This is a genomic window from Deltaproteobacteria bacterium (assembly GCA_017302835.1).
GTDB lineage: Bacteria > Bdellovibrionota > Bdellovibrionia > Bdellovibrionales > Bdellovibrionaceae > UBA2316.
Window position 1 is genome coordinate 224,729 of record JAFLCC010000001.1, and the last position, 24,714, is coordinate 249,442.

Consider the following 24,714-nt stretch of genomic DNA (forward strand, 5'->3'; position numbering starts at 1 on the left):
AATTATTTCTTCTGATTTACTTGGAAGATAGATTTAAATTCAATCAATGCATCCTGAAGTAGCTTTTCGTTATCCTTTGTAAGTTCTTTTTTCTCAGAAACTGATTTTAATATCCCTGAATGTTTGTGTTTTACAAATTCAAGCATTTCTTTTTCATATCTTCTCACTTCAATTTCTGGATATTCATCTAGAAATCCATTGGTAGCTGCATAAATTGATAAAACCTGATCTTCAACTTTTAATGGTTGGTACTGACCTTGTTTCAACAATTCAACAAGTCTTCTTCCTCTGGCAAGTTGTCGTTGAGAAGCTTTGTCCAGATCAGATGCAAAAGCCGCAAAAGCTTCAAGGGCTCTGTATTGTGCTAATTCTAGTTTTATAGTTCCCGCAATTTTTTTCATTGCTTTGATTTGGGCAGCCCCACCAACCCTGGACACCGACTTACCAACCGAAATAGCTGGACGGACTCCTTTATAAAATAAATCCGTCTCAAGAAAAATTTGACCATCGGTAATTGAAATTACATTCGTTGGGATATATGCAGAAATATCTCCTGCCTGAGTTTCAATGATGGGAAGTGCGGTCAACGAACCTGCACCTTTGTCATCCGATAACTTGGCCGCTCTTTCAAGCAATCGAGAGTGAAGATAAAACACATCCCCAGGGTAAGCCTCTCTACCTGGAGGTCTTCTTAATAACAATGATAATTGACGATAGGCCTGAGCTTGTTTAGTTAAATCATCATAAATAATTAAAGCATGTCGACCCGTGTCTCTGAAGTATTCAGCCATAGCTGTTCCAGAATACGCTGCCAAAAACTGAAGAGGAGCTGCATCTGATGCGTTTGCCGCAATAACCGTAGTATATTCCAATGATCCCGCTGCTCGCAGTTTTTCTACCACCAAAGCAACGGTTGATTGTTTCTGCCCAATTGCCACATAAAAACACTGAACGTTTAGTCCTTTTTGATTAATAATCGTATCAATCGCAATCGCCGTTTTTCCCGTTTGTCTATCGCCAATGATAAGCTCTCTTTGTCCTCTTCCAATGGGGATCATTGAGTCAATAGCTTTGATGCCCGTTTGCAAAGGTTCATGAACGGGTTGTCTATAAACAATTCCAGGAGCTTTTAACTCAACAACTCGCGAGTGAGGAGTATTCAAAGGACCCCTTCCATCGATCGGATTTCCAAGCGCATCGACAACCCTTCCCAAAAGGGCTTCGCCTACGGGAACCTCCACAATCTTTTTCGTCCTTTTAACTGTGTCGCCTTCCTTGATATATCTATCTTCACCAAATATAACGACACCAACATAACCTTCTTCTAAATTTAGTACCATTCCTTGAACGCCACTGCTGAACTCAACAAGCTCACCAGCCTGCACATTTTCTAATCCATAAACCCTGGCAACACCATCTCCAACAGAAAGAACACTTCCAGCTTCGCTAACTTCTATTTTTTTTGAGAATTGATTTATTTGCTCCTTAAGAACTCTGCTAATTTCATCGGCTCTAACCTGATTCATATCCATTGTAACTTGCTCCTAAATTAGTGATTTAATAATTTTTCATTTAATTTTTTTAATTGCGTGTCAAGACTATCATCAAAAGTCCATCCACCAACTCTTGCTATCACACCCGCAATCATCGAAGGGTCCTCACTTGCTGATAACACAATTTTTTTCTTAAGTACTTGAGTTATTTTACTTTCTAATAAGGCCAAAGATTCCTTCGAAAGGGGTTTGGCGGAAGTAACAAATCCTCTCGTAACCCCATTGTTTTCATCTACAATAGCCTCAAAAACTTTTACAATCTCAGGAAGCAAGGACATCCTTTTTCGGTCCAATAGAAGATTAAAAAAGGAACTGAGCTCTGGGGCGAAACTGGTGTCAGAAAAAATTTTATTAATCGCTTGTTTCTTGACGGACAAGGACACGTTAGGGTTGTTAATAAATTCTTTTACTTCTTTTTTTTCCAAAGCAAAGTTAATTGTTCTTAATTGATCAAATATTTTTTCTTGTGAATTACTTTCTTTGCTTATGGCAAAAAGAGATTTTGCATATCTTTTGGAAAGATCAACTTTACTCATGGATTTGTCGCCTCAATATTTTTATTAAAATCGGATTGCAATCTCAAATGGTCTTGCGCCCCAATATCTTTTGTTAGAAGACCTTTAGCCAATACTATGGAATCCAGCACAAGCTTCTTCTGCACCGATTGATAGGCTTTTTGCGCTTCAATTTTAATTGATAGCAAAGTCTCTAATCCAATTTTGTGGGCAGACTCCTCGGCCTCTTTTATAATATTTTTTTTCATTTCCATAGCTTCTAGTCTGGCCCTAGCTATACTTTCATCGGAGCTGTTTTGCAATATCTCCAGTCGATGTTTAATATCGTGATATTCTTTTTCAGCCTCAAGATAAATAGCTTTAGACTTTTCCGCCTGACTTAAATAGTCTTTTTGTTTTTGGTCGAAATAATTTTTTATTGGAATTTTTGTATACTTATAAATGATTAAAAACAAAACTCCAAGATTAAAAAATTGCCAAAGAATAACAGATGGAATTTCATTTGAGTGAGCTCCCGTGTTGGCTTCTGCGAAACTATACCCACTTAAAAAAAATAAATAAAAACCCAAACTCTTCACTGTTAATTTTATTGTTAAATAACTTTTATTATTCATTCTATTGTTTATATCAATGTTCGTCATTATTTGCCCAACATCTTATTGGTTATAGCTAGGACAATTCCTGGCTTAAGAGTCTCTAGATCTTTTTGAATTTTTCCAACTTCATCTTCATTAGTTTTTCGGTTTTTTTCAATCAGCTGTCTTGCCTCTTCTCTGGCTCTGTTAATGATTTTATCATACTCATTAGTGGCCTCTGCTTTAACAACCTTATAAATTTCAGAGATAACCGAGTGAATTTCTCTCGCTTTTACTGAATATTCCGAGTGCAATTCTATAGATTTTCTACCAATTTCATCTGCTATTTCAGCGCTCCCCAAAGTGCGCTTTTGTCTTTCTAGAAGAGCTTTTGTAAAGGGTTCATAAACTAGTTTAATAAGCGCAAAAAATGTAATTATAAATATAGCAAATTGAATCAATGACGTCGAATTTATACCCAACTGATTTAGCATGCATTTTTCCTATAAAATTAGGGATTAACGTTTTGTTTGCATTGCTGAGATATCATCTTTAAAATTATTTTGCAAAAATTATTTTTGTAGAATTATATCAATTTCTATCCGTATTATGTGGCGGGCATATAAGAGGCGCCTTCAAAAACAACACCTTCATCAATTCTTAAACTTGGCGATGTGACCGTCCCTCTAAAAATTGTTGGTGGATGCATGACCACCCTTTTTCTTGCAAAAACATTTCCTTCAACTTTACCACTTATTATAATTGTGTCTGCTTCAATTTGTGCGGTAACCTCAGCGCCTTCACATATAACCAAAGTATCATTAGTGAAAATTTCTCCCTTAAATACTCCACCTATCTGAACTGTCCCTTCAAAGGCAAGTTTTCCCTCGAAAGAGGCCCCTTTATCTAGAATTGCTGTTACCTGTTGGCTATTTGTTGTTTGTTCTATAGTTGACATCCTGCTTTTAGCTTATCAATAATTCCCGTGAGTTCCTCATCTGAATAAAAATAGATACTCAGTTTTCCTTTTGTCCCATTGTAATCAATATTTACCTTTGTTCCAAGAAGCTTTTGCATCTCTTCTCCTAGACCGTTTATCAGTCGATCAGACAAGGAAGATTGCAATAACGTATTGTCTTTACTCTCTGATTTATTTTCTGGAGATTTCATTGCTAATTTTTCAAGCTTTCGGACGCTTATTTTTTCATTTTTACATAAATCTGCCAATTCAATTTGTCTATTTTTGTCCACAACACTTAACAAAATTTTTGCATGACCAACTGAAATATCTGAATTTTCTATATATTTTCTAATCTCTATCGGTAATGCCAAAAGCCTGATGGCATTACTTACGGAAGACCTGTCTTTGCCGACCTTTTCAGCAATTTGTTGATGAGATAATGAGAACTCATTTATAAGGCGCGAGTAACCTTCTGCCTCTTCTATAGGACTAAGATCTTCTCTTTGAATATTTTCAACAATAGACAATTCAAGGGTTTCTTTGTCGGTGTAGTTCTTAATCAATACAGGAACCTCATGAAGTCCTGCCGCTTGAGCCGCTCTCCAGCGCCGCTCTCCAGCTATAATTTCAAAACCCTCATCTTTTTTTCTGACAATAATGGGTTGTAAGATTCCACTTTGTTTTATTGATAAAGACAATTCTTCAATTTTTTCTTTATTAAATGTCTTTCTTGGTTGGTAGGCTCCCGGTTTTAGTTTTTCTACACTTACCTTCCAAACCTTACCGTCCGTATTAAGTCCCTGGATAGCCACGGAGTCTTTGGATATTCTATTTGTTTCAATTTTATTCTGTTCTTCTGAGTTTTGAATACCCAACCGAGCTGAAATAGCTCTTTTTTTTGATTCATTGTGATTTTGATGACTACTCAACTCTTTGTGACTATCCAATCTGGATAGTCCACTTGATAGTCCACCTGAACCATCTCCAAGCAAAGACCCCAATCCTCTTCCTAATCCTCTTTTTTTAGAATCAGCATTTAAATCAGACACTTAAATCACCAACCCCTTCTATTTCACGGTTTTTATGACTCTGAGCGTTGGCGTACTTGTTTAATACCTCTTTGGCCAGCTCTAAATATTTAATGGCACCTATCGATTTTCCATCATAATCAAATATTGACTGCCCATGACTTGGAGCTTCGCTTAACCTTACGTTCCTTGGTATAATGGACTGAAATACTTTTTCTCCAAAATGGTTTTTGATTTCTGTCACTACTTGATGGCTTAGATTGTTCCTTGTATCAAACATAGTAAGGACGATTCCTTCAATGTGTAGCTCGTGGTTTAATGATTTTTTAATTAAACCGGCAGTATTCAAAAGTTGACTCAATCCCTCAAGAGCATAATATTCGCACTGCAGAGGAACTAAAAAACTATTGGCTGCGGTTAGCGCGTTTAGAGTTAATAGCCCTAAAGATGGTGGGCAATCTATAATAAAATAGTCAAAATGATCCGATATGGCCGCAATTGCTTGTTTTAATTTATATTCTCTTTGTGGGATATCTACCAACTCAATTTCAGCACCAACCAAATCAGGATTTGCCGTAACAATAAACAAATTTGGATCTTTTGTCTTTAAAATGGTCTCGGCAATTGATTTTTCTCCAATTAAAACATGATAAATATTGTTTTCTTGGCACTCATATTTTTTAATACCAAGACCACTGGACGCGTTTCCTTGTGGATCCATGTCTAAAAGTAATACTTTTTTACCAAGTAATGCCAGCGCGGAGGATAGGTTTACTGAAGTTGTTGTCTTACCCACCCCTCCTTTTTGATTTGCAATGCATATCGTTTTTGCCATTAATGTTCTCCAATGGAAGGAAATTGTAGTGCGAGTTAATTAAAGATATAAATTTCGCTTAATTCAACATTTTTTTTGTTTTTTCACTTATGCTTTGTGTCTTTTATTCCGATGTTCCACGTGGAACTTGGTTTTAGGAAAAAATGTATTTGAACTTTAATTTTTTTGTCACATTGAAACTTCTCTTGTGTTCCACGTGGAACATCTTGATCCTTTTTTTTCTGATGTTTTTATTGGGCTGCAAGAAAGATGATCCGAATCCTGAGTTAAAAGACAAAATCTATCTAGATTTAGTAAATCAAGAAGCTATCGAGCTTAAAAAAATTGAGGATAGCGTGGCAAAAATTCAAGAAATATTAAAATCATTAGAAAAAAGTAAACCACAAACTGGGGACATCAAAAGAAACACCATAAAACTTCATGATTTTGAAAATATAAAAATAAAACAGCAGCAGCAATTGAAAATGTGGAGAATTCTAAAATTTGAGCGTCTTAAGTATGTCAGAAAATCAAGGTTGGCCCTAGATGAAGATTCTTGGAATAAAACTTCAGAACATGAATTTGAAAAGTACTATGCAGAAAAAAAATTAATTCGATCTAAACCTTATTGGGATATTAAAGACAGATTCAAAGAAAGCGGCTATAAATTTGACCCTACTCTTTTGGGTGAAGGAATTAAAACAGAAGAAAAAAAATAAAATATCTAATGTTCCACGTGGAACATTAAATCTTCGTAGTTGCAATAATTGCAAACTTAACAGGAACAACGGGAAGCCTATATTCTTTAACTAAAGCAGGTTCCCAAATAGAGCAAAGTTGAATAGGAATCTCACTCACTTCCAGTCCCCACTGTTCGCTTTTCATATGAAAATAAGTGCCTTTTTTAGAAAAACACTTTCTAGCTACAAGGATTGATTTAGAAATATTTGCTAATCCTCTTGATACTGCAAACTTCACAGAATCCTGTGGCAAATTTTCAATTGTAGAATTAATTGTAAAAACATTATCTAGATGTAAATTAGAAATAACATGTTTCAAAAACTCAATCTTTCTGGCATCTGAATCAATCAAAGTAACCTTTAATTTTCTATTTAAAATTCCAAAAACCAAACCAGGAAAACCATTTCCACTTCCAAAATCATAAATATGATCAATATGAGGAGAGTGCTCAGCGATAATGCGTTGGGCCATAATTGAATCAGAAAAATGAAGAGAATCTAAAAAGGGAATTGTCTTCGGTCCAACCAAATTAATTGTTTTGTTAAACTTAATAAGAATATCTGCATATAATTTCAATGCCGAAATTGCCTTGTCCTCGATGTCGGGGAACCATTCTTTGATTTTCCAACTATAGGTTGAACTGTCTTCAACTGGATTTGTGCTCATAATACATCCTTAAAGAATTTGATCAGACTTTTTTGAACCGTGTCCTTTAATATATATTACAATAGCTTGAATTGCGGAAGGATTAACACCACTTATGCGTTGAGCTTGGCCTAAAGTTAGTGGCTTAATTCGAGACAATTTTTCGATCTCTTCTCTCGATAATCCTTTAACCAAACTGTACTCAATATCCTTAGGAATTTGAAAATTTTCCGACAAAGCCATCTGATTGATTAATTCAAGTTGCCTTTTAATGTAACCAGAATACTTAATTTCAATTTCAATTGATTCTAAAATTGATGGTGATAACTTTAGATCTGGAAAAAACTCAAAGATAACATCATTAGAAATTTCAGGACGTCTCAGGAACTCTTCTAAGCTAATTGATTTCAATAATACCGATGTATTTAGTTTTCTCAATTTTTCTTGCGTTTCACCAGTCGGAGTTAAGCGAAAATTCTTAATATTTTCAATAGCTTGAGCTTTATTTTGTTTATCTCTTTGAATTTGATCTAACTCATTCCTACCAAGCAAACCAATATTTTTAGAACACTCATCTAACCTATCGTAAGTATTGTCTTCTCTTAAAACCAAACGATGTTCGGCTCTTGATGTGAACATCCTATAGGGTTCACTTGTACCCTTGGTAACTAAATCATCTATAAGAACTCCGATATAAGCTTGATCCCTTTTTAACACCAATGGCTCTTCACTTAAAATGCTTCTTGAGGCATTGATTCCAGCTATTAAACCTTGGGCTGCTGCCTCTTCGTAACCAGAAGTTCCATTAATTTGCCCAGCTAAAAACAAATTTCTAATAGGCCTTGATTCTAAACTGTGTTCAATCTGAGTTGGTTCAAAGTAGTCATACTCAACAGCATACCCATACCTAGCCACTTTAACATTTTCCAATCCAGGTATAGTTTGTAGAAACTCTTGCTGAATCCCCTCGGGTAAAGAAGTTGAAATACCCTGCAAATAAATTAAATCACTCTCTAAACTCTCTGGCTCTAAGAAGGTTTGGTGAGAATCCCTATCAGAAAATCGAGTAATTTTATCCTCAATACTTGGACAATATCTAGGCCCAATGCCTTCAATAATGCCACAAAACATTGGCGATTTATCGAGGTTTTTCCTGATAATTTCATGAGTTTGTTCTGTCGTTCTGGACAAAAAACAAGTAACTTGTGGTAAGACTGGAAAATTTTTTGTTTTTAAGCTGAAGGGAAAAAACTTATTATCTCCATATTGAGGACTCGTTTTTGACCAATCAATAGAATCCTTCAAAAGTCTTGCTGGAGTGCCTGTTTTAAGTCTTTTAACCGAAAATCCAAAATCTCGCAGCTGATCAGATAACCCGATCGAAGACTTATCCCCGATTCTCCCACCTGCAATTTGTTTCAATCCAAAGTGCATAACTCCATTCATAAAAGTTCCTGTAGTCAAAATCACCCTCTTAGCATGAACAAAAGAATGATCTTCTAGAACAACCCCTTCACACAAATTACCATTGAGAATCAAAGATTTAACTTCTGATTCCAGAAGAGACAGGTTCTCTTGAGAGTCTAAAATTTCAATCATTCTTCTGGAATACTTAATCTTATCAGATTGAACCCTTGATCCTCGCACAGCAGGACCTCTAGATGAATTAAGCCTCTTAAATTGAAGACAGGTCTCATCAGCGACTTGGGCCATTTGACCACCAAGAACATCCAGCTCTCTGACCATATGTCCTTTGGCCAAACCACCAATACTCGGATTACAGCTCATGTATCCGATTCTGCTAAGATTTGATGTAACTAGCAACACCTTGTGCTGCAATCTAGAGCAGGAAAGAGCTGCCTCAATCCCCGCATGGCCTCCGCCAACCACTATAATATCAAAATCACTTTTTCTTCTCATAGTTTTCATCTCATTGAAGTCAATTTTTAATGTTAATTATTGCAAAAATCCAGAGACTATTTACCTAAACAGAATTCTTTGAAAACTTTATCTAAGATTTGATCGTCATAAACGATGCCTAATATGCTTTGAATACTCAAAAGAGCTTCCTTTAAATCAAGTGCTATAAATTCATGTCCCAATCCATTGCCAACGGCTAGCTTGGTCGATTCAATAAAATGAAGACTTTTCACTAAAGCATCTTTCTGTCTACTGCTTGTTACTGACGTATTATCAATATGACTACTCAAATCAACCCAACTCTGCATCACTGCATTTAAAATATATTTACGAGAAGATAAATCAAAAGTGCTACAAAAAATGACATGCACAGAAATCCAACTTATCAAATCTTGATATGTTTTAAAATTAAATTGTAATTCTAAATAGTTAAACAACGAAACTATAAATTGAAATAAGCATGGCTCGTTAAATTGCTGGCGAAAATCAGAAAAAAACTCTTCTTTAGAGGCAAATTTAGAAATATTCTGCCAATAATTTCTTAAAAATTCAGTTTGCTGAGGGTTAAGGCTCAAATCAATCTTATTTAAAATTAAAAATGTCGAATTCAAATCAAATTTAGAAAACAAAGAAAACGATTCTTGATTAAAGGACTTATTCCTTTCCTGAGCGGGATGACCAAAACAATCAGAAAAATCAAAAATAAACATATTAACCTGAGCTTCATCTTGTTCTCTAAAAGTCCTTTCAATTCCCATTTTCTCAATAATATCATCAGTATTATTTCTGATACCCGCAGTATCAACTAAGATAAATCGAATACCCTCATACAAAAAATCTTCTTTAATTACATCTCTCGTCGTTCCCGCCACATCAGTAATAATTGATCGATTTGTTTGCAATAGTAAATTCATCAAACTAGATTTTCCGGTATTTGGTTTACCACTTAAGGTAATTTGAACACCATCAGAAATCATCTTTCCAAATTTAAATGAATGAACTAGCTCTGTAATTTTGGTTTCTATTATGTCCAACTTGTTCAGCAATGTATGATCTTGAATAATCTCTATATCTTCTGAAGAAAAATCAATGCTTGCCTCAATATGAGCTAAACACCATAAAATTTCATCTTCAACTTTTTTAATCGCAGAAGAAAGATCCCCTTTTAGCTGACGTAGTGCCAATTTTGCAGAAAGTTCTGATTTAGAATGAATGGCAGATAAAACACTTTCTGCTTGAATTAAATCAAGTCGATTATTCAAAAAAGCCCGGTAGGTAAACTCACCACGATCTGCTACCCGCGCACCGTGAAAACAGAGCTGATCCAGTATAAGCTGACAAATAGTCGGAGAACCATGACAAGAAATTTCTACCACTTCTTCCCCAGTAAAAGACTTTCCATCTAAAAAAACAGTTATACAGACTTCATCAATAAGGACTAAAGATAAAGAGTTAATAAAATTGGCCAAAAAAACCCTATGACTTTCGACAATTTTAGGGGGGTTTTTAATCGATTTTTGAACAATTTTAAGAGCATCAATGCCGCTAATCCGAATAACTGAGATGCCGCCAATTCCATTTGGAGTAGAGACCGCACAAATTGTATCTTTATCTCTTACCCCTAAATACATACTCACTCTTGAGAAGTTAAATCGTCTTTTTGTGAACCAAAATTTTTTGCAGGAAATATTTTAATTTTTTTATATAATCCATCACCAAGAGATCTGCTTTTAACTCTTTCGTCCTTCGAAAGATACTGATGAACCACTTTTCTTTCCTTAGGAGGAAGGGCGCGGTAATAAACTGCTTTATTTTGCTCAATGGCAATTGTTTTTAAATTTTCAGCTCTTTCTATTAAAGCCTGTTCATTCTCTTCTCTATACCCACCACAATCTACATTGATATTTGTTTTATCGTCTGGAATTTGATGCTGAACCACGCGTTTTAATATAAGCTGAAAAGAATCTAAAAGCTGACCCTTTCGATCTTTAAATAACTCTTCATCGGCTCCAGAAAGCTCAATATGAATTGATTTGTTTTCAGCGTCTTCGCTTTCAGATAAAAAAGTGTATTCTAAATTAAATTGACCATACTCAATAAGACCCTCAAGAGTACTGCGGACAAGGGATTCTACAGGACCATCTTCACTCTTTTTTCCGCCTCCAAAAAGTTTTTTAAAAAAATTCATTACCTAGCTCCTCTCGTTATTACATCATTAAATAAATCAAATTTTTGTTACTACGGCCTTATTACTTTTTAACATAAAATACTGTTGAGTGATTCCAAACAATCCACTCACAAACATATAAAGAGTCAATCCGCTTGGAAGATTAAGCATAAAAACGGACATTACTAAAGGCATATATAATAATATTTTTGCCTGAGCCGGATCCATATTTGTTGGAGTGATTTTCTGTTGAGTAAACATGGTGGCTCCCATTAAAACAGGTAAAACATAAAATTTATCGTGAGAGCTTAAATCTGTTATCCAAAGCATAAAAGGACTTTGATATAACTCGATACTCGAGCCAATCACCCTATAGAGTGCAAAAAATATTGGAATTTGTAACAACATAGGTAAACAGCCTCCAAATGGATTTGCTTTATTTACCTTCATTAATGACATAATTTCTTGATTCATACGTATGGGATCTTCTTTATATTTTTCCCTAATAGCTGTCATTTCTGGTTGAATTTTTTGCATGGCTTTCATTGATTTCATTGACATCAAATTAAAAGGTAAAACAAATAATCTTACCAACAATGTTAAAAGAATAATGGCAACACCCCAGTTAGAAATCTGTGCGTAAAACCATTTCATGGTAAATAATAATGGTTTTGCAATGAATCCTAGCCATCCAAAATTAATAATACTTGTAAGTTCATCGCTGATAGCACTCAAAATTGTGATCGATTTAGGGCCAGCGTAAAACACTTGTTTTATGGAAAGTTCTGCTTTTCCAGGCAAGACGGGGTAAACAAGCTCTCCAAGTGCCGCCGATTCGTTAATTAATACATTTAGTTTTGCATCTGGCAACAAATCAGACTTATCTAATATGGCTGTTGCAAAATATTGGTTTCCAACAGAAAGAATATTAGCCGTCTTAATTTCTTGGCTTAAATTTTCTTTAGCTGAAGAAAAATTAACCGATGTTGTTTTACTCGCGTGTGAAACGTAAAAATCTTGATGTTCATAGGAAGGAAATAACCAGGATTGACTTTCTGGAACGTTAATTTTTTCAGGAATTAATACTTTAATATTTTGTATGTTTTTATCATTTAAGCCAGATAAATTAATCTGGCTATCAAACGAATTATTTGATTCGTTATAGATAATTTCCCGATTAACAATAAGGTCATCAATTTTTGCAATCCCTTTATAGTGCCCCTTTGCAATTTCACTCATTTCGAAATAAACTATCTTATTATCTGCGAATCTAAACTCAAACAAACCAGCCAAAGCAGACTGGCCAAGTAAAATTGGTTTATTTTCTTTATCCGTATAAGAATTTACTTTTAAATTAACTAGACCCATTCCTTTATTTGAAATCTCAAAAGAGAGCTCTTTATTTTCAAAAGTAAACTTCTTTTCTTCAACAAATTTGTTGTCCGTTTTAAGATCGGAATTTTGAGATTTACCATTACCACCTTGTCGATCTGCTTTTCCTTTTGAAAATTCAGCACTTGAGGAGCCACTCTCTAAATCAGAGGTCTGAGGGCGTTCTTGATTTTTGAGTTCCGTATTTATCTGAGGAGACTGGGCCGTCTGATTTTTTTTACCAAAATCAGGATACTTTTTTTGAAGATAAGAATTCCAGCCAAAATAAAATAGCGCAAAAATAATCATCGCCATTAAAAATCGACTGTTAAACGGATTAGTTTGTTGCTGTTCTTGCATTACATTTCCTTTCAGGGACAGGATCATATCCAAATGATCCAAATGGATGACATTTTGACAATCTTCCCAGTGTCATTTTTAAAGCACATAAAAAATCATGTTCATTAAAAGCCTCTTTGGCAAACTCAGAACAAGAAGGAATAAATCGACAATTACCACCTAAAAATTGAGTTCCAAAAGTTCTATAAGAACCAATAAAAAACAAAGCACACATTTTAAGTGTCTTGTTCAAAAAATTTTTGAAGGTACAAAAAAATTTTAGCTGTTTAGAGTTTCGTGAATATCCGGTTTTTTTCAAGTTGTTTGATTCCATGATTAAAAGCTTTAAGAAAAGTATCAAAACTCATATTTTTGTAAAAATCGCTTTTCATGGGTTTAATAAAAAAAGTCATTTTAGTTTGAACCAAGGGTTTACTTTTAAGATATTTAGCAATTTCAGATCTAACCCATCTTTTAATTTTATTTCGAATAACAGCATTTCCAGCTTTTTTACTTATGGAAATACCTAATTCAGAAATCGGTTTATTCGCCCTCATAAACGATATAAGCATCCAAGAAGATGCCCACACTTTTTGACCATTATTTTTTAAATCAAGAAAATCCGAGTTCTTACGGATAGATAGATAAGGTTTACTTACCACTAATTTCCACAGAAAGCTTTTTTCTACCCTTTGCTCTTCGTCTATTTAATACCTGTTGGCCATTTTTGGTTAACATTCTTTTTCTAAAGCCATGGGCTCTTTTTCTTCTAATTTTTGAGGGTTGGTACGTTCTTTTCATTTTATCTCCTTAATCAAACTTAATAGAACTAAATGTTTGTTGTTTATGTCTCTAAATCGAAATATTTTCAAGGAATAAATTAGAAAACACCTCTAGCTTTACAAACAAATTCTCTTTTAGAAAAATTAACCTATGGAATTAAAACTAGCCATGCTATTTAACCTTAATTAAAACCACTAAATGCATGTTTCCGAATTAAACCACATCGCAGCATGATGGTGAACCATTGATAAGCATTTTAAGCCTTGATAATTATGCTACTCATTGAAGATCGAGAGAGGAAATAAATGCCAATTAATTCTCATTTTTGGGATCAAATTAAAACAAATATGAAAAGCAGAAATTTAAATAACAAACTGTTAGATACTTGGCTTGACCCAATTGAATATTTAAACACCATTAGTACAAATGACCGACCAAAAATTCAACTTGGTGTCCCGAATGCCTTTCATCAATATTTTGTTATAGAAAACCTTCAGGATAAAATTTACACAGAGATTTCAAATATTTATAATTCATCTTTTGAGGTTGAGTTTGTTGTGACTGGCAACAAAAATATGGCTCATCCCGAAAGTCCACAAGCGCTCGAAGAAGCGATTTTGAATCAAAATACTCGGCAGTTTCCTCAACAAATCAGTAGGGAAAAAAATATCAATTCAGATCCCTTAAACCAAGAGCTCACCTTTTCTACTTTTGTAGTAGGAAAAAATTCGGAATTTGCCCATGCTGCCTGTTACAATGTAGCTAAACATCCTGGAGGTCATGATTATAATCCTCTTTATATTTATGGACCTGTGGGGATGGGTAAAACACATCTTCTTCATGCTGCTGGAAATTATATCCGGGATCAATACCCTCAGGTAAAAATTACATATATTTCCGCTGAACGGTATATGAATGAGTGCATAGCCTCCATAAGACACCATCAAATGGATAAGTTTAGACTTAAATACAGAGAAAATTCGGATATTTTACTTGTAGATGATGTTCAGTTTATTGGGAAAGGTGAGGCCGTTCAAGAGGAGTTTTTTCATACGATTAATACCTTTATCGATCGAAAAAAACAGGTTATTTTAGCCTCAGATAGGATGCCAAAAGATATTATAGATCTGGAGGATAGAAATAGAACGAGGCTTGAGCGTGGATTAATTGCCGATATTACCATGCCTGATTTAGAAACTCGAATTGCTATCTTAAGGTATAAAGCTGAAAAATATAACGTTAGAATGTCAGAAGATGTCGTCAATCATATTGCAAGAATTTCTAAAAGATCAATTAGAGAATTAGAGGGAAATTTAAAAAAGGTAAAAATGTTTTCTGAATTGCAAGGTTTGCAAATTGATTATGATTTAGTAAAAAAAATATTATCAAATCATGAAACTCAAACGATGATAAGTATTGAGGAAATTCAAAGAATTGTTGGTGACCATTTTAAAGTCCGAGTGCAAGACTTGAAATCTGCAACCAGATCTAAAAATATCGTTGTTCCGCGTCAGATAGCTATGCATTTTATAAAGAAATTTTTAGATAAATCTCTTGTTGATATTGGAAAAGCTTTCGGTGGTAAAGATCACACGACCGTAATGAATGCCATTGAACGAGTTAAATATCTACAACAGACGGATCAAGATATGTTTAAGAATATTGAAGAGTTAGAATCTAGAATCCACAATATCACAGGTGTGTGAATGGGGACTGTGGATAAAGCTATGGATAAAGCTAGGAGTTTAATTGTGGATGGTTTTAAAGAGGGTTTATCCAAAAGCAGGGTTGACTTTTACACTCATCTTATCCACATTAATACTCTAATAAAATCAAGTGGTTATTTAAAAAAGGACGTTATCCACGCCCCTACTACTACTACTATATATTTATATATAGTAAAAGATAATACAAAAAAGGCCGGGTAAAATATGAAAATAGAAATTGATAAAAAAGATCTTTTAAATTTAATCGGAAAAACTTTGAATATTGTGGATAAAAAAAATACCATGGCTGTTCTGGTCAATGTTTTATTGGATGCAGAAAAAGAAAGGGTTAAAGTTTTTGCAACAGATTTGGAAGTAAGTCTTACGGATGAAGTATACGCAAAGGTCATGGAGCCTGGAAAGGTTGTAGTTAGTACAAAAAGTCTTTTTGAAATTTGTAAAAAATTATCCGATGGAAAAATACAATTAATCAAAAAAGAAAATAACTGGTTAGAAATAAAACAAGGAAAATTTTCTTCAAGAATTGTTGGAGTAAGCCATGAAGAGTACCCAATATTTCCAACTTACAATCCACAGTTTTTATTAAAGCTTAAGGCAAATGTACTGAAAGAAATGATAGATAAAACCAGTTATTCTGTTTCGAATGATGAAACAAGATATCATCTTAACGGGGTCTTTTTCGAGATAACTCCTCAAGGTATTTGCAGAATGGTGGCTACAGATGGACATCGATTGAGCTTAGTAAATAAACAAATTGAAAATATAAAAATAAACTTACCTACGGGTGTGATTATTCCAAGAAAAGGGTTGTTGGAAATTAAAAAAATTGTTGAAAATAGTAATGAAATTATAGAAATTTCTATTGAAGGGTCACAGTTCTACTTGAAAAATGAATCAACGATTTTGATGATACGTTTGATTGAAGGAAAGTATCCTAATTATCAACAGTTTGTTCCACAAAAACTACCACATAAAGTTATGATTAACAGAAATGAATTTTTAAATTCTCTTGAGAGGGTGGCTCTCTTGGCTAATCAAAAATCTAAAGCTGTTTTGCTAAACATCGTCAGTGATAAAATGGAAATTTCATCTAATAATCCTGAGTTGGGTGAGGCAAAGGAAGAAATCGAAATAGAATATTCTGGGCCAGAATTAAAATTAGGTTTTAATGCTAGGTACTTGTTAGATGTACTCACCTCAATGGAAGACTCCAAAGTTGTCTTAGAAATTAATAATCATTTGTCACCAGGAGTGATTCGACCTGCAGAAGATTTGAATTATACCTGTGTTGTCATGCCTATGAGAATTTAAGAATTAAAGATGTATATTAAAAATCTTTATGCTAATAACTTTAGAAATTTTAATAAAATTAGCCTAGAGTTTTCTCCACAAGTAAATTTTTTTTTAGGCCGAAATGGTCAAGGCAAAACAAATCTTTTAGAAAGTTTATATTTATTAATTAAGGGTGATTCTTTTAGATATTCAAATAATGAAACCTTTATAAATCACAATCAGAATAAAGAGTTGTCAGAATTTGAAAAAACGAGAGTCAAATCAATTTTTATTGAAAATGATTTGTCGTTCGAGCTTGAAGTAGGTATCGAAAATAAATCAAAGTTATTTTTGTTAAATAAAAAAAAAGTATCTTCTTCTGAAATTCAAAAAAAATTTAACTGCATATTATTTTCTCCAGAGAGTTTAAGCTTTATTAAAGAATCCTCAGAATTTAGAAGGGAACTCATAGATGAGTTTTTAAAATCAATTCATTCTAAAAATGTGGATATTATTTTTGAATATAAAAAGATTTTGCGTTCAAGAAATAAGCTATTAAAAGAAAATAAAGAAGGTAGGTTAGAAAAAGATAATTTTGTTCCTTTGTTTGAAGCTATAAATAGTTTATTTATAAAAAAAGCCTGTGAACTTGTTTACGCCAGAGTTGAAGCCATAAAGGCCATAAAAGAAGACATAAATGACCATATGCGATATATAAACCAAGAAAATGTGGATATATTCGTGGATTATGTGGCCTCAGGAGAGTCTTATTTAAGTTTTTCAATAAATGAAATTGAACAAAAATTAAGTCATAGATTGAATTCTCTAAAGGTTGCAGAAATAGCTTATGGAAGTTCACTGGTCGGCCCTCATAAGCACGAAATAATATTTCTATATAATCAGAAAGATTCAAGAATTTTTTGTTCGCAGGGGCAGCAAAGAGCAATTATATTATCTTTCAAAATGGCTCAAATCGTGTATCATAGAAAAACTCATGGATGGTATCCTGTTCTGATGTTGGATGACGTACTGTCAGAATTAGATTTTGAAAAAAAAATGAGATTAATATCTTTTTTAGAAAAAATTAATACTCAAATTTTTATCACTGCTACGGAGTTAGATCGTGATACAAAATTTAGTTCTAGTACGTATAAAATTACCAATATGGTTCAAGGAAAAATTCTTGATTAAAAAATCCAATTTAAAAACTAAAGGGATCTAATGAGCTCAGAAGATATTTTAGGAACTGTTGAAGAAAATAAAAATTATGGTGCTGATTCAATTCAAGTATTAGAAGGTTTGGAAGCCGTTAGAAAAAGACCAGGTATGTACATTGGTGATACGGGATTTCGTGGATACCATCACTTAGTTTATGAAATTGTTGACAACTCAGTGGATGAAGCTTTGGCGGGATTTTGTAAAAATATATCAATTACAATCAATGCAGATGAATCAATAACTATTGAAGATGATGGACGTGGAGTACCTGTTGATGGCCATAAATCGGGTAAATCTGCTCTTGAAGTAGTATATACAGTACTTCATGCGGGGGGAAAATTCGATGGTTCTTCATATAAAGTTTCAGGTGGACTTCATGGGGTGGGGGCTTCCGTAGTAAATGCGCTGTCGTCTAGGTGTATCGTAGAAGTTCAACGTCAGGGATTTATTTGGCAGCAAAAATTTGAAAAAGGAAACCCCATATCTAAAGTTGAAAAAATGGGTGAAACTCATAAAACAGGAACAAAGGTTAATTTCAAACCAGATAGAGAAATCTTTAAAGATGAAACAATAAATTTCGATTTTACTTATTTGTGCAATCGTTTTAGAGAGCTTGCGTTTTTAAACGCTGGCTTAAGAATTTTAGTTAGCGATGAAAGAACTCAAAAGAAACAAGAGTTTCAGTTTTCTAAAGGGATTGCAGAATTTGTTGAATACATGAATCAATCTAAAAAACCTTTACACAACGATGTTGTTTATTTTAAGGCAGAAAAAGATACGGTTGAAATTGAAATTGCGATGCAGTGGAATGATTCTTATGCAGAATCGATTTTTACATATTGTAATAATATAAACACTCATGAGGGGGGAACTCACCTTATGGGATTTAGAGCTGCTCTCACAAGAACAACCAATAGTTATGCAACGGCAAAAAACCTCTTAAAAGATTTAAAAGAGAATCTTGAGGGGGAAGATATTCGTGAAGGTTTAGCCGCTGTGATTTCAGTTAAGGTAAGGGAGCCTCAGTTTGAAGGGCAAACAAAAACAAAACTTGGTAATACTGAAGTTAAAGGAATTGTTGAATCATTGATCAACGAAAGACTTGCAGATTGGTTAGATCGCAATCCAGCACAATCAAAACAAATTATTCAAAAATGTGCAGATGCCGCTAGAGCGCGAGAGGCCGCGAGAAAAGCGCGTGAATTGACAAGAAGAAAAACGGCTTTAGATGGAGGTTCTCTTCCAGGAAAAATGGCAGATTGCCAAGAACGAGACCCTGCTCTTTGTGAAATATATCTGGTGGAAGGTGACTCGGCAGGAGGATCTGCGAAACAAGCGCGCGATAGAAAAACTCAAGCTGTTTTGCCTTTAAAGGGAAAAATTTTAAATGTAGAAAAAGCTAGATTTGATAAAATGTTATCAAATGAAGAGATTCGTATGATGATTTCTGCCTTGGGTACAGGGATTGGAAAAGAAAATGTAAGTGCTGATAAAATTAGGTATCATAAAGTGATTATTATGACCGATGCCGATGTGGACGGATCTCATATTAGAACCTTATTGTTAACTTTTTTCTATCGACAAATGCCAGAGGTTATTGAAAAAGGATATATTTATATTGCCCAACCCCCTCTTTACCGAGCGAAAAAAGGACAAAGTGAAGTTTATCTAAAAGATGACATTGCTCTAACGGAATATTTGCTGAGTATGGGGGTTAATAATTTTAAAATTATTGGTAAAAATTTAACAGAGATAGATTTTAAAAAAATGATATTTAGTATTCAAAAACTAACTCACTTATTAAAAATTTCAGCTCATAAACATGATCCTGATTTCTTATATTTCTTAATATCCAAAGTAATTGAGTGGGAAAAGGTTGTCAGTACAGAGGCTCAATGGGATGAGCTTGTCTCTGATTTTAAAGCCTGGGTTAAAAACAATACTCAGCTAGGAATTACGGAAATTGAATCTGCAATTAAAGTTAATGAGTTGGGAAATAATTTTTTAGAATTAATAACAACTCGTTATGCAGATAAAAAAATAACAAAAATTTCTAATGCTTTAGTGAGTGCTCCTGAAATATTAGAACTGCAAACCATTTGGAAAACGATACAAAGTTATTCAATGTTGCCGATCAATGTGCAAATTGGAAACGAGACAGTTTCTTTTGATAGCTATGCTGATTTCTATGCTCAAATGATGGAAACAACTAAAAAAGGAATCTATATTCAACGATATAAGGGATTAGGCGAAATGAATCCCGAACAACTTTGGGAAACAACATTGAATCCAGCAAATAGAAGGTTGTTAAAAGTGACGATTGACGACGCTGTTGCGGCAGATGAAACGTTTAGTATTTTGATGGGTGAACAAGTTGAACCAAGAAGAAAATTTATACATGATAATGCTCTGCTTGCTAGAGCTTTGGATGTATAGAAGAAGGTAGATAATGGAAATAGAAAAAGGAATTTCAACGATAGATATAAATAAAGAAATGAGAGATGCTTACTTACAATACTCTATGTCGGTAATTGTAGGAAGAGCACTTCCGGATGTCAGAGATGGTTTGAAACCAGTTCATCGTCGTATCTTGTTTGCTCAAAGTGAAATGAGCAACACACACGATAAACCGTATAAAAAATCAGCTCGTGTCGTTGGGGATGTTATTGGTAAATATCACCCTCATGGCGATACAGCTGTGTATGATACGATGGTGAGAATGGCTCAAGAGTTTTCATTGCGCTATCCCCTTGAGGATGGGCAAGGTAACTTTGGATCTATTGATGGAGATTCACCAGCGGCAATGAGGTACACAGAAGTTCGAATGACCAAATTAGCGGAAGAACTTTTAAACGATATTGAAAAAGAAACCATTCCTTTTGGTCCAAATTATGATGACTCTTTGGAAATTCCGTTGGTTTTACCAGCAAAGTTTCCAAATCTTTTAGTAAATGGTTCGGCTGGTATTGCTGTAGGAATGGCTACAAATATTCCACCTCACAATTTAGGCGAAGTCATAGATGGTTGCATTCATTTAATTCATAACCCCGATTGTCTTATCGAGGAGTTAATTCAAAGAATTCCAGGGCCCGATTTTCCCACCAATGGTGTTATTGCTGGAAGGGAGGGGATTCTTCAGGCTTATTTGAAAGGTCGTGGAATTATTACTCTTAAGGCTGTTACTGAGGTTATTCAAAATAAAGACCATGAAGAAATTATTGTGACTGAAATTCCATATCAGGTAAATAAGGCTAAGCTTATTGAAAGTATTGCCGATCTTGTAAGAGAAAAGACAATCGAAGGAATCTCTGATATCCGTGACGAGTCTTCAAGAGAAGGAATGAGAATTGTGATCATTCTTAAGCGCAACGAAAACTCAAGCGTTGTCTTGAATAGACTTTTTAAATTTACCCAAATGCAAGTGAGCTTTGGTATCATCATGTTGGCTTTAGATAAAAAAAATCAGCCAGTGACGTTTAACCTTAAACAAATGTTAGAAGCTTTTGTTGATCATCGAAGAGATGTAGTTACTAAACGGTGTATTTTTGACTTAAAGAAAGCTCAAGAAAGAGCTCATATTCTTGAGGGTTTGAAAAAAGCTCTTGATAATATTGATGAAGTGATTGCTACCATTAAAGCCTCTAGCGAAGCCCAAGTTGCTAGAGAAAATTTAATGAAAAAATTTGACTTTAGTGAACGCCAAGCGGTGGCTATTTTAGAAATGCGCCTTCAAAGATTAACGGGTTTAGAAAAAGAAAAAATATTAACTGAACTCGCCGAGCTGATGAAACAAATAGACTGGTTAAAATTTGTCTTAGCTGATGTGAAAGAAATTTTTAAAATTATTGTTCAAGAACTAGAAGATATTAAGAAAAAATATGCAGACCCAAGAAGAACGCAAATAACAGGAGATCTGACAGATATTGAGGATGAAGATTTAATTGCTGATGAAAACATGGTGGTTACTATTACCAATACAGGTTATATAAAAAGAATTCCTACCGATGAATACCGAACTCAAAAACGAGGAGGAAAAGGTTTAAAAGGTATGGAAACACGTGATGAAGACTATGTTACCGATATTTTTACAGCATCAACAAAGACCATGTTGCTGGTCTTTACAGATAAAGGGAAAATATACTGGTGCAAGGTTCATAAATTACCATTGGGTAATAGGACTTCTAAAGGTAAGTCCATAAACAATGTTGTTCAAACGGATGCAAAAGAAAAAGTAAGAGCTATTCTTCCCGTCGAGGAATTTAGTGAAAATAAATACGTTGTTATGATTACAGAAAAAGGGATAATTAAAAAGACATCCTTAGACGCCTTTTCAAATCCAAGAACGGCTGGAATTATTGCCCTGACTACGGATTTAGATGATGGTGTTATTGATGCTCAAATCAGCGATGGAAATAGTGATATTTTTATAGCAACCAGGGAAGGAATGTCGATTCGTTTTGATGAGGGCGATGTGAGGGCTATGGGTCGAAGCGCTCGTGGGGTTAAAGGGATATCTCTTTCAAAAGATGATGTTGTTGTTGCCATGGAAATTATTGAAAAAGATTCAAAAGCATCGATACTTATGGTGACCAGTAAGGGTTATGGAAAAAGATCTTCGTTAGAGGAATACCGCACTCAAGGCCGTGGAGGCGTGGGGATTATTACTCAGAAAACTACGGATAAAGTGGGTATAGTTATTGGAACCAAAAAAGTTTTTGATGATCAAGATTTAATTATTTCAACTGATAATGGACAAATTATAAGGATGGCTATTAAAAATATTTCCTTAATTGGAAGAAACACTCAAGGTGTTCGGTTAATTAACTTAGATGATAAGGACGAGGTTGTTTCTGGAATAGCAGCAATTAAAGAACAAGAAGTCGATGAGGTTGAAAAATTAGAAATATAGAAATATAGAAGTATAATTTCAATTTTTCGACCTATCAACCTCAAAGACATGAGGAGCTAACTATTAAGTGTTTGTGTCGTTTTATAACTTTATTTGTAGTTTTCTCGTTAGTATCATGCTCACCTCCGGATCAAAAAGAATATTATCGTGGAATGACAGAAGTAAAAAAGAAAAACTTCATAAACTCTCTTTTACATTTTGAAAACACAATAAAACTTTCGCCAAACTCGATGTGGGCAGTAAATGCATCTAGAGAAGCTGCGAGAGTGAGTTTGTATGAAATTAAGAATTATAAAAAGGCTATTTTTTTTAATAAACAGTTAGTTCTGTATTCAAATGATTCAGAAGAAAGAATTAAAGCACAAAAAGAAATATCCTATATTAATTTTGATAATTTACAAAATTATCAACAGTCCATTATTGAATTTAATAAATTATTACAAATGACGGAAAAAGATTCTGACATAGCCACATATAAACTCACTATTGCAAGAGCATTTTTTTATCTTAATAATTTTAATCAGGCCCAAAGTGAAATCAATGAAGCCTCTCGTTTGAAAATACCAGACGAAATCATGTTTGATCTTTTAATTTTAAATGGAAATATTTTGGTTGCTCAAAAAAAATTTCCTAAAGCCATCATTGTTTATAATGATATTTTAAAAAAATTTCCTATGTTGTCGCAAAAAGAAAATGTGAAATTAACTTTAGCTGTTTGTTATGAAGAAAACCTTCAATTTAAAGAATCTATTGAAATTTTAGAAAAGCTAAAAGATATTTATAAACCACCAGAATATATTGAGTTAAGAATTAAAAAGCTAAAAGAACGGCTAAAAAATTTACCTGGAGCCAAAGGATTATATAGAAAATGAATAAGTATATTTTATTTGTAGGAATAGGATTTGAACTTATAGGATTGATTATAGGTGCCCTTGTTCTTTCTGCTTGGTTAGAAGAAAAATACCCTTCCAAGGGGACCCTTACAGCAGGCCTTGTTGTTTTGGCTTTAATAGGTTGGTTTATACATATTTTTATTCTTTTAAAAAATATTGAAAACCAAGGAAAAAAAGGTAATTAGAGTGCTTAAGCGAAGTGGTTTTAAGCCAAAACAGAATAATAAGTTTATTGACAGATTTTTAAAAACAACAAGCTATATCCTTTTGTCGCAGATAGTTCTTAGTATTTTTTTTATAAGCTTTCTAAGGACTCATTTGCTATCTTTTATACTTGGGGGATTGATTGCCTACTTAAACTTTGTCGTTTTAACCATTCTTTGGAACTTGATAATTTTTAAAAAAAGAGTTGCCCCTCCGCTCATAGTTGTTGTAATAAAGTATGGAATTTTGATTTATCTTTTTTTAAAAATACCTCAAATAAACTGGATCAACCAAAATGATTTAGTTTATGGGATTCTGATGAATCCAGCAGCTATCATACTGGGTGGGTTTTTTCTTAAAGATAAGAAAAGCAGATAACTAAGGAATTAAAATGTCTTTTAATTGGACCCAGTTGGTCGTCGGTCATGAAAATGCGCACATAGCAACCTTAGGCTTGGCCAGCCTAGCAAGCATTGGTCTTGGCCTGGCAGCTAGAAAGCAATTAGGGTCTGGTGAGTCCGCGGTTATTCCCGCTGGAAAATTTTCATTAAGAGGTCTTTTTGAACTTAATGTTGAATTTATCGATAAATTGGCAAATTCAATAATTGGTCGCGAGGGACATAAATATGTGCCTTATTTCTCTGCCTTGTTTGGATTTATTTTCTTGAATAATTTAATAGGAGTTATTCCAGGAATGACCCCGGCAACTGAAAACATCAATACCACATTTGCATTTGGCGTTTTCTCCTTTTTAACGTATAATTTAATTGGATTAAAAAAAGGTGGCGCTCATTATTTAGCACACTTTTTAGGTCCGATTTGGTGGTTAGCCCCATTGATGTTAGTTATCGAACTGATTGCACATCTTATTCGTCCGTTAACTTTAGGCCTTCGTTTGGCTAATGTTATGACTGGCGACCATACAGTTCTGTCAGTATTTTTGTCGATAGTACCCTACCCTATTTTAATACCGATTCCATTTTATATTTTAGGTTTATTAGTTTGTTTTATTCAAGCGTTTGTTTTTACATTATTATCTATGGTTTATGTGGCATTGGCTCAAGCCTCAGATCATTAAA

The 24,714-nt window shown here is 33.9% G+C and carries 25 protein-coding genes; 10 read left to right on the plus strand and 15 right to left on the minus strand.

Features of this window, described 5'->3' with window-relative positions; genetic code table 11:
* Nucleotides 1-2 precede the first annotated feature (2 nt).
* The 7 genes from J0M15_01070 to J0M15_01100 form a co-directional block, all read right to left on the minus strand.
* A complete protein-coding gene (locus J0M15_01070) occupies nucleotides 3-1,532 on the minus strand; it encodes a F0F1 ATP synthase subunit alpha (GenBank protein MBN8535617.1) in 1,530 nt (509 codons plus the stop codon).
* Between the two features lie 17 nt (nucleotides 1,533-1,549).
* A complete protein-coding gene (atpH, locus tag J0M15_01075) occupies nucleotides 1,550-2,089 on the minus strand; it encodes an ATP synthase F1 subunit delta (protein MBN8535618.1) in 540 nt (179 codons plus the stop codon).
* Nucleotides 2,086-2,709, minus strand: coding sequence for an ATP synthase F0 subunit B (locus J0M15_01080; protein MBN8535619.1), 624 nt, complete (start codon nucleotides 2,707-2,709; stop codon nucleotides 2,086-2,088). Before J0M15_01080 ends, atpH begins: the two co-directional genes overlap by 4 nt.
* Nucleotides 2,709-3,137: an ATP synthase F0 subunit B gene (locus tag J0M15_01085; protein ID MBN8535620.1), complete on the minus strand. Its 429-nt coding sequence runs from the start codon at nucleotides 3,135-3,137 to the stop codon at nucleotides 2,709-2,711. Before J0M15_01085 ends, J0M15_01080 begins: the two co-directional genes overlap by 1 nt.
* A gap of 113 nt (nucleotides 3,138-3,250) precedes the next feature.
* Complete coding sequence (locus J0M15_01090) at nucleotides 3,251-3,601, minus strand: polymer-forming cytoskeletal protein (GenBank protein MBN8535621.1); 351 nt, start codon at nucleotides 3,599-3,601, stop codon at nucleotides 3,251-3,253.
* The gene (locus J0M15_01095; protein MBN8535622.1) at nucleotides 3,589-4,653 is read right to left on the minus strand and encodes a ParB/RepB/Spo0J family partition protein; all 1,065 of its coding nucleotides are present in this window, start codon (nucleotides 4,651-4,653) and stop codon (nucleotides 3,589-3,591) included. The genes J0M15_01090 and J0M15_01095 overlap by 13 nt, the downstream gene beginning before the upstream one ends.
* A complete protein-coding gene (locus J0M15_01100; protein ID MBN8535623.1) occupies nucleotides 4,646-5,467 on the minus strand; it encodes a ParA family protein in 822 nt (273 codons plus the stop codon). Before J0M15_01100 ends, J0M15_01095 begins: the two co-directional genes overlap by 8 nt.
* Before the next feature lie 206 nt (nucleotides 5,468-5,673).
* Here J0M15_01100 and J0M15_01105 point away from each other — a divergent pair, with 206 nt between their 5' ends.
* Nucleotides 5,674-6,165 carry a hypothetical protein gene (locus J0M15_01105; GenBank protein MBN8535624.1) on the plus strand — a complete coding sequence of 164 codons (492 nt, stop codon included), beginning with the start codon at nucleotides 5,674-5,676 and terminating at the stop codon, nucleotides 6,163-6,165.
* 25 nt (nucleotides 6,166-6,190) lie between these two features.
* Here the strand turns inward: J0M15_01105 and rsmG are convergent, their stop codons facing one another.
* Genes rsmG through rpmH form a run of 8 tightly spaced genes read right to left on the minus strand, consistent with a single transcriptional unit; the run spans nucleotide 6,191 to nucleotide 13,430 of the window.
* Entirely contained in the window at nucleotides 6,191-6,853 is a 663-nt protein-coding gene (rsmG, locus tag J0M15_01110) for a 16S rRNA (guanine(527)-N(7))-methyltransferase RsmG (protein ID MBN8535625.1), read from the minus strand.
* Between the two features lie 9 nt (nucleotides 6,854-6,862).
* Nucleotides 6,863-8,752 (minus strand): tRNA uridine-5-carboxymethylaminomethyl(34) synthesis enzyme MnmG, encoded by a 1,890-nt coding sequence (mnmG, locus tag J0M15_01115; GenBank protein MBN8535626.1) that lies wholly within the window; start codon nucleotides 8,750-8,752, stop codon nucleotides 6,863-6,865.
* Nucleotides 8,753-8,808: 56 nt separating this feature from the next.
* A complete protein-coding gene (mnmE, locus tag J0M15_01120) occupies nucleotides 8,809-10,383 on the minus strand; it encodes a tRNA uridine-5-carboxymethylaminomethyl(34) synthesis GTPase MnmE (protein MBN8535627.1) in 1,575 nt (524 codons plus the stop codon).
* A 2-nt stretch (nucleotides 10,384-10,385) separates the two neighbouring features.
* Complete coding sequence (locus J0M15_01125) at nucleotides 10,386-10,940, minus strand: hypothetical protein (GenBank protein MBN8535628.1); 555 nt, start codon at nucleotides 10,938-10,940, stop codon at nucleotides 10,386-10,388.
* A 36-nt stretch (nucleotides 10,941-10,976) separates the two neighbouring features.
* Nucleotides 10,977-12,650: a membrane protein insertase YidC gene (yidC, locus tag J0M15_01130; protein ID MBN8535629.1), complete on the minus strand. Its 1,674-nt coding sequence runs from the start codon at nucleotides 12,648-12,650 to the stop codon at nucleotides 10,977-10,979.
* Nucleotides 12,628-12,864: a membrane protein insertion efficiency factor YidD gene (yidD, locus tag J0M15_01135; protein ID MBN8535630.1), complete on the minus strand. Its 237-nt coding sequence runs from the start codon at nucleotides 12,862-12,864 to the stop codon at nucleotides 12,628-12,630. The genes yidC and yidD overlap by 23 nt, the downstream gene beginning before the upstream one ends.
* A gap of 52 nt (nucleotides 12,865-12,916) precedes the next feature.
* Nucleotides 12,917-13,291 carry a ribonuclease P protein component gene (gene rnpA / locus J0M15_01140; GenBank protein ID MBN8535631.1) on the minus strand — a complete coding sequence of 125 codons (375 nt, stop codon included), beginning with the start codon at nucleotides 13,289-13,291 and terminating at the stop codon, nucleotides 12,917-12,919.
* Nucleotides 13,281-13,430, minus strand: a complete 150-nt coding sequence (gene rpmH, locus J0M15_01145; GenBank protein MBN8535632.1) for a 50S ribosomal protein L34 — start codon at nucleotides 13,428-13,430, stop codon at nucleotides 13,281-13,283. The genes rnpA and rpmH overlap by 11 nt, the downstream gene beginning before the upstream one ends.
* A gap of 287 nt (nucleotides 13,431-13,717) precedes the next feature.
* Between rpmH and dnaA the strand changes: the two genes are divergently transcribed.
* The 9 genes from dnaA (at nucleotide 13,718) to atpB (ending at nucleotide 24,713) form a co-directional block, all read left to right on the plus strand.
* Nucleotides 13,718-15,118, plus strand: coding sequence for a chromosomal replication initiator protein DnaA (dnaA, locus tag J0M15_01150; GenBank protein MBN8535633.1), 1,401 nt, complete (start codon nucleotides 13,718-13,720; stop codon nucleotides 15,116-15,118).
* 225 nt (nucleotides 15,119-15,343) lie between these two features.
* Nucleotides 15,344-16,450: a DNA polymerase III subunit beta gene (dnaN, locus tag J0M15_01155; protein MBN8535634.1), complete on the plus strand. Its 1,107-nt coding sequence runs from the start codon at nucleotides 15,344-15,346 to the stop codon at nucleotides 16,448-16,450.
* Between the two features lie 9 nt (nucleotides 16,451-16,459).
* Nucleotides 16,460-17,602 carry a DNA replication/repair protein RecF gene (locus tag J0M15_01160; GenBank protein MBN8535635.1) on the plus strand — a complete coding sequence of 381 codons (1,143 nt, stop codon included), beginning with the start codon at nucleotides 16,460-16,462 and terminating at the stop codon, nucleotides 17,600-17,602.
* Nucleotides 17,603-17,632: 30 nt separating this feature from the next.
* Nucleotides 17,633-20,065 carry a DNA topoisomerase (ATP-hydrolyzing) subunit B gene (gene gyrB / locus J0M15_01165; GenBank protein ID MBN8535636.1) on the plus strand — a complete coding sequence of 811 codons (2,433 nt, stop codon included), beginning with the start codon at nucleotides 17,633-17,635 and terminating at the stop codon, nucleotides 20,063-20,065.
* 13 nt (nucleotides 20,066-20,078) lie between these two features.
* A complete protein-coding gene (gene gyrA / locus J0M15_01170) occupies nucleotides 20,079-22,538 on the plus strand; it encodes a DNA gyrase subunit A (GenBank protein ID MBN8535637.1) in 2,460 nt (819 codons plus the stop codon).
* Between the two features lie 71 nt (nucleotides 22,539-22,609).
* Entirely contained in the window at nucleotides 22,610-23,410 is an 801-nt protein-coding gene (locus J0M15_01175; protein MBN8535638.1) for a hypothetical protein, read from the plus strand.
* Complete coding sequence (locus J0M15_01180) at nucleotides 23,407-23,616, plus strand: hypothetical protein (GenBank protein ID MBN8535639.1); 210 nt, start codon at nucleotides 23,407-23,409, stop codon at nucleotides 23,614-23,616. Before J0M15_01175 ends, J0M15_01180 begins: the two co-directional genes overlap by 4 nt.
* Nucleotide 23,617: 1 nt before the next feature.
* Entirely contained in the window at nucleotides 23,618-24,013 is a 396-nt protein-coding gene (locus J0M15_01185; protein MBN8535640.1) for a hypothetical protein, read from the plus strand.
* 13 nt (nucleotides 24,014-24,026) lie between these two features.
* Nucleotides 24,027-24,713, plus strand: coding sequence for a F0F1 ATP synthase subunit A (atpB, locus tag J0M15_01190; GenBank protein ID MBN8535641.1), 687 nt, complete (start codon nucleotides 24,027-24,029; stop codon nucleotides 24,711-24,713).
* Nucleotide 24,714 lies beyond the last annotated feature (1 nt).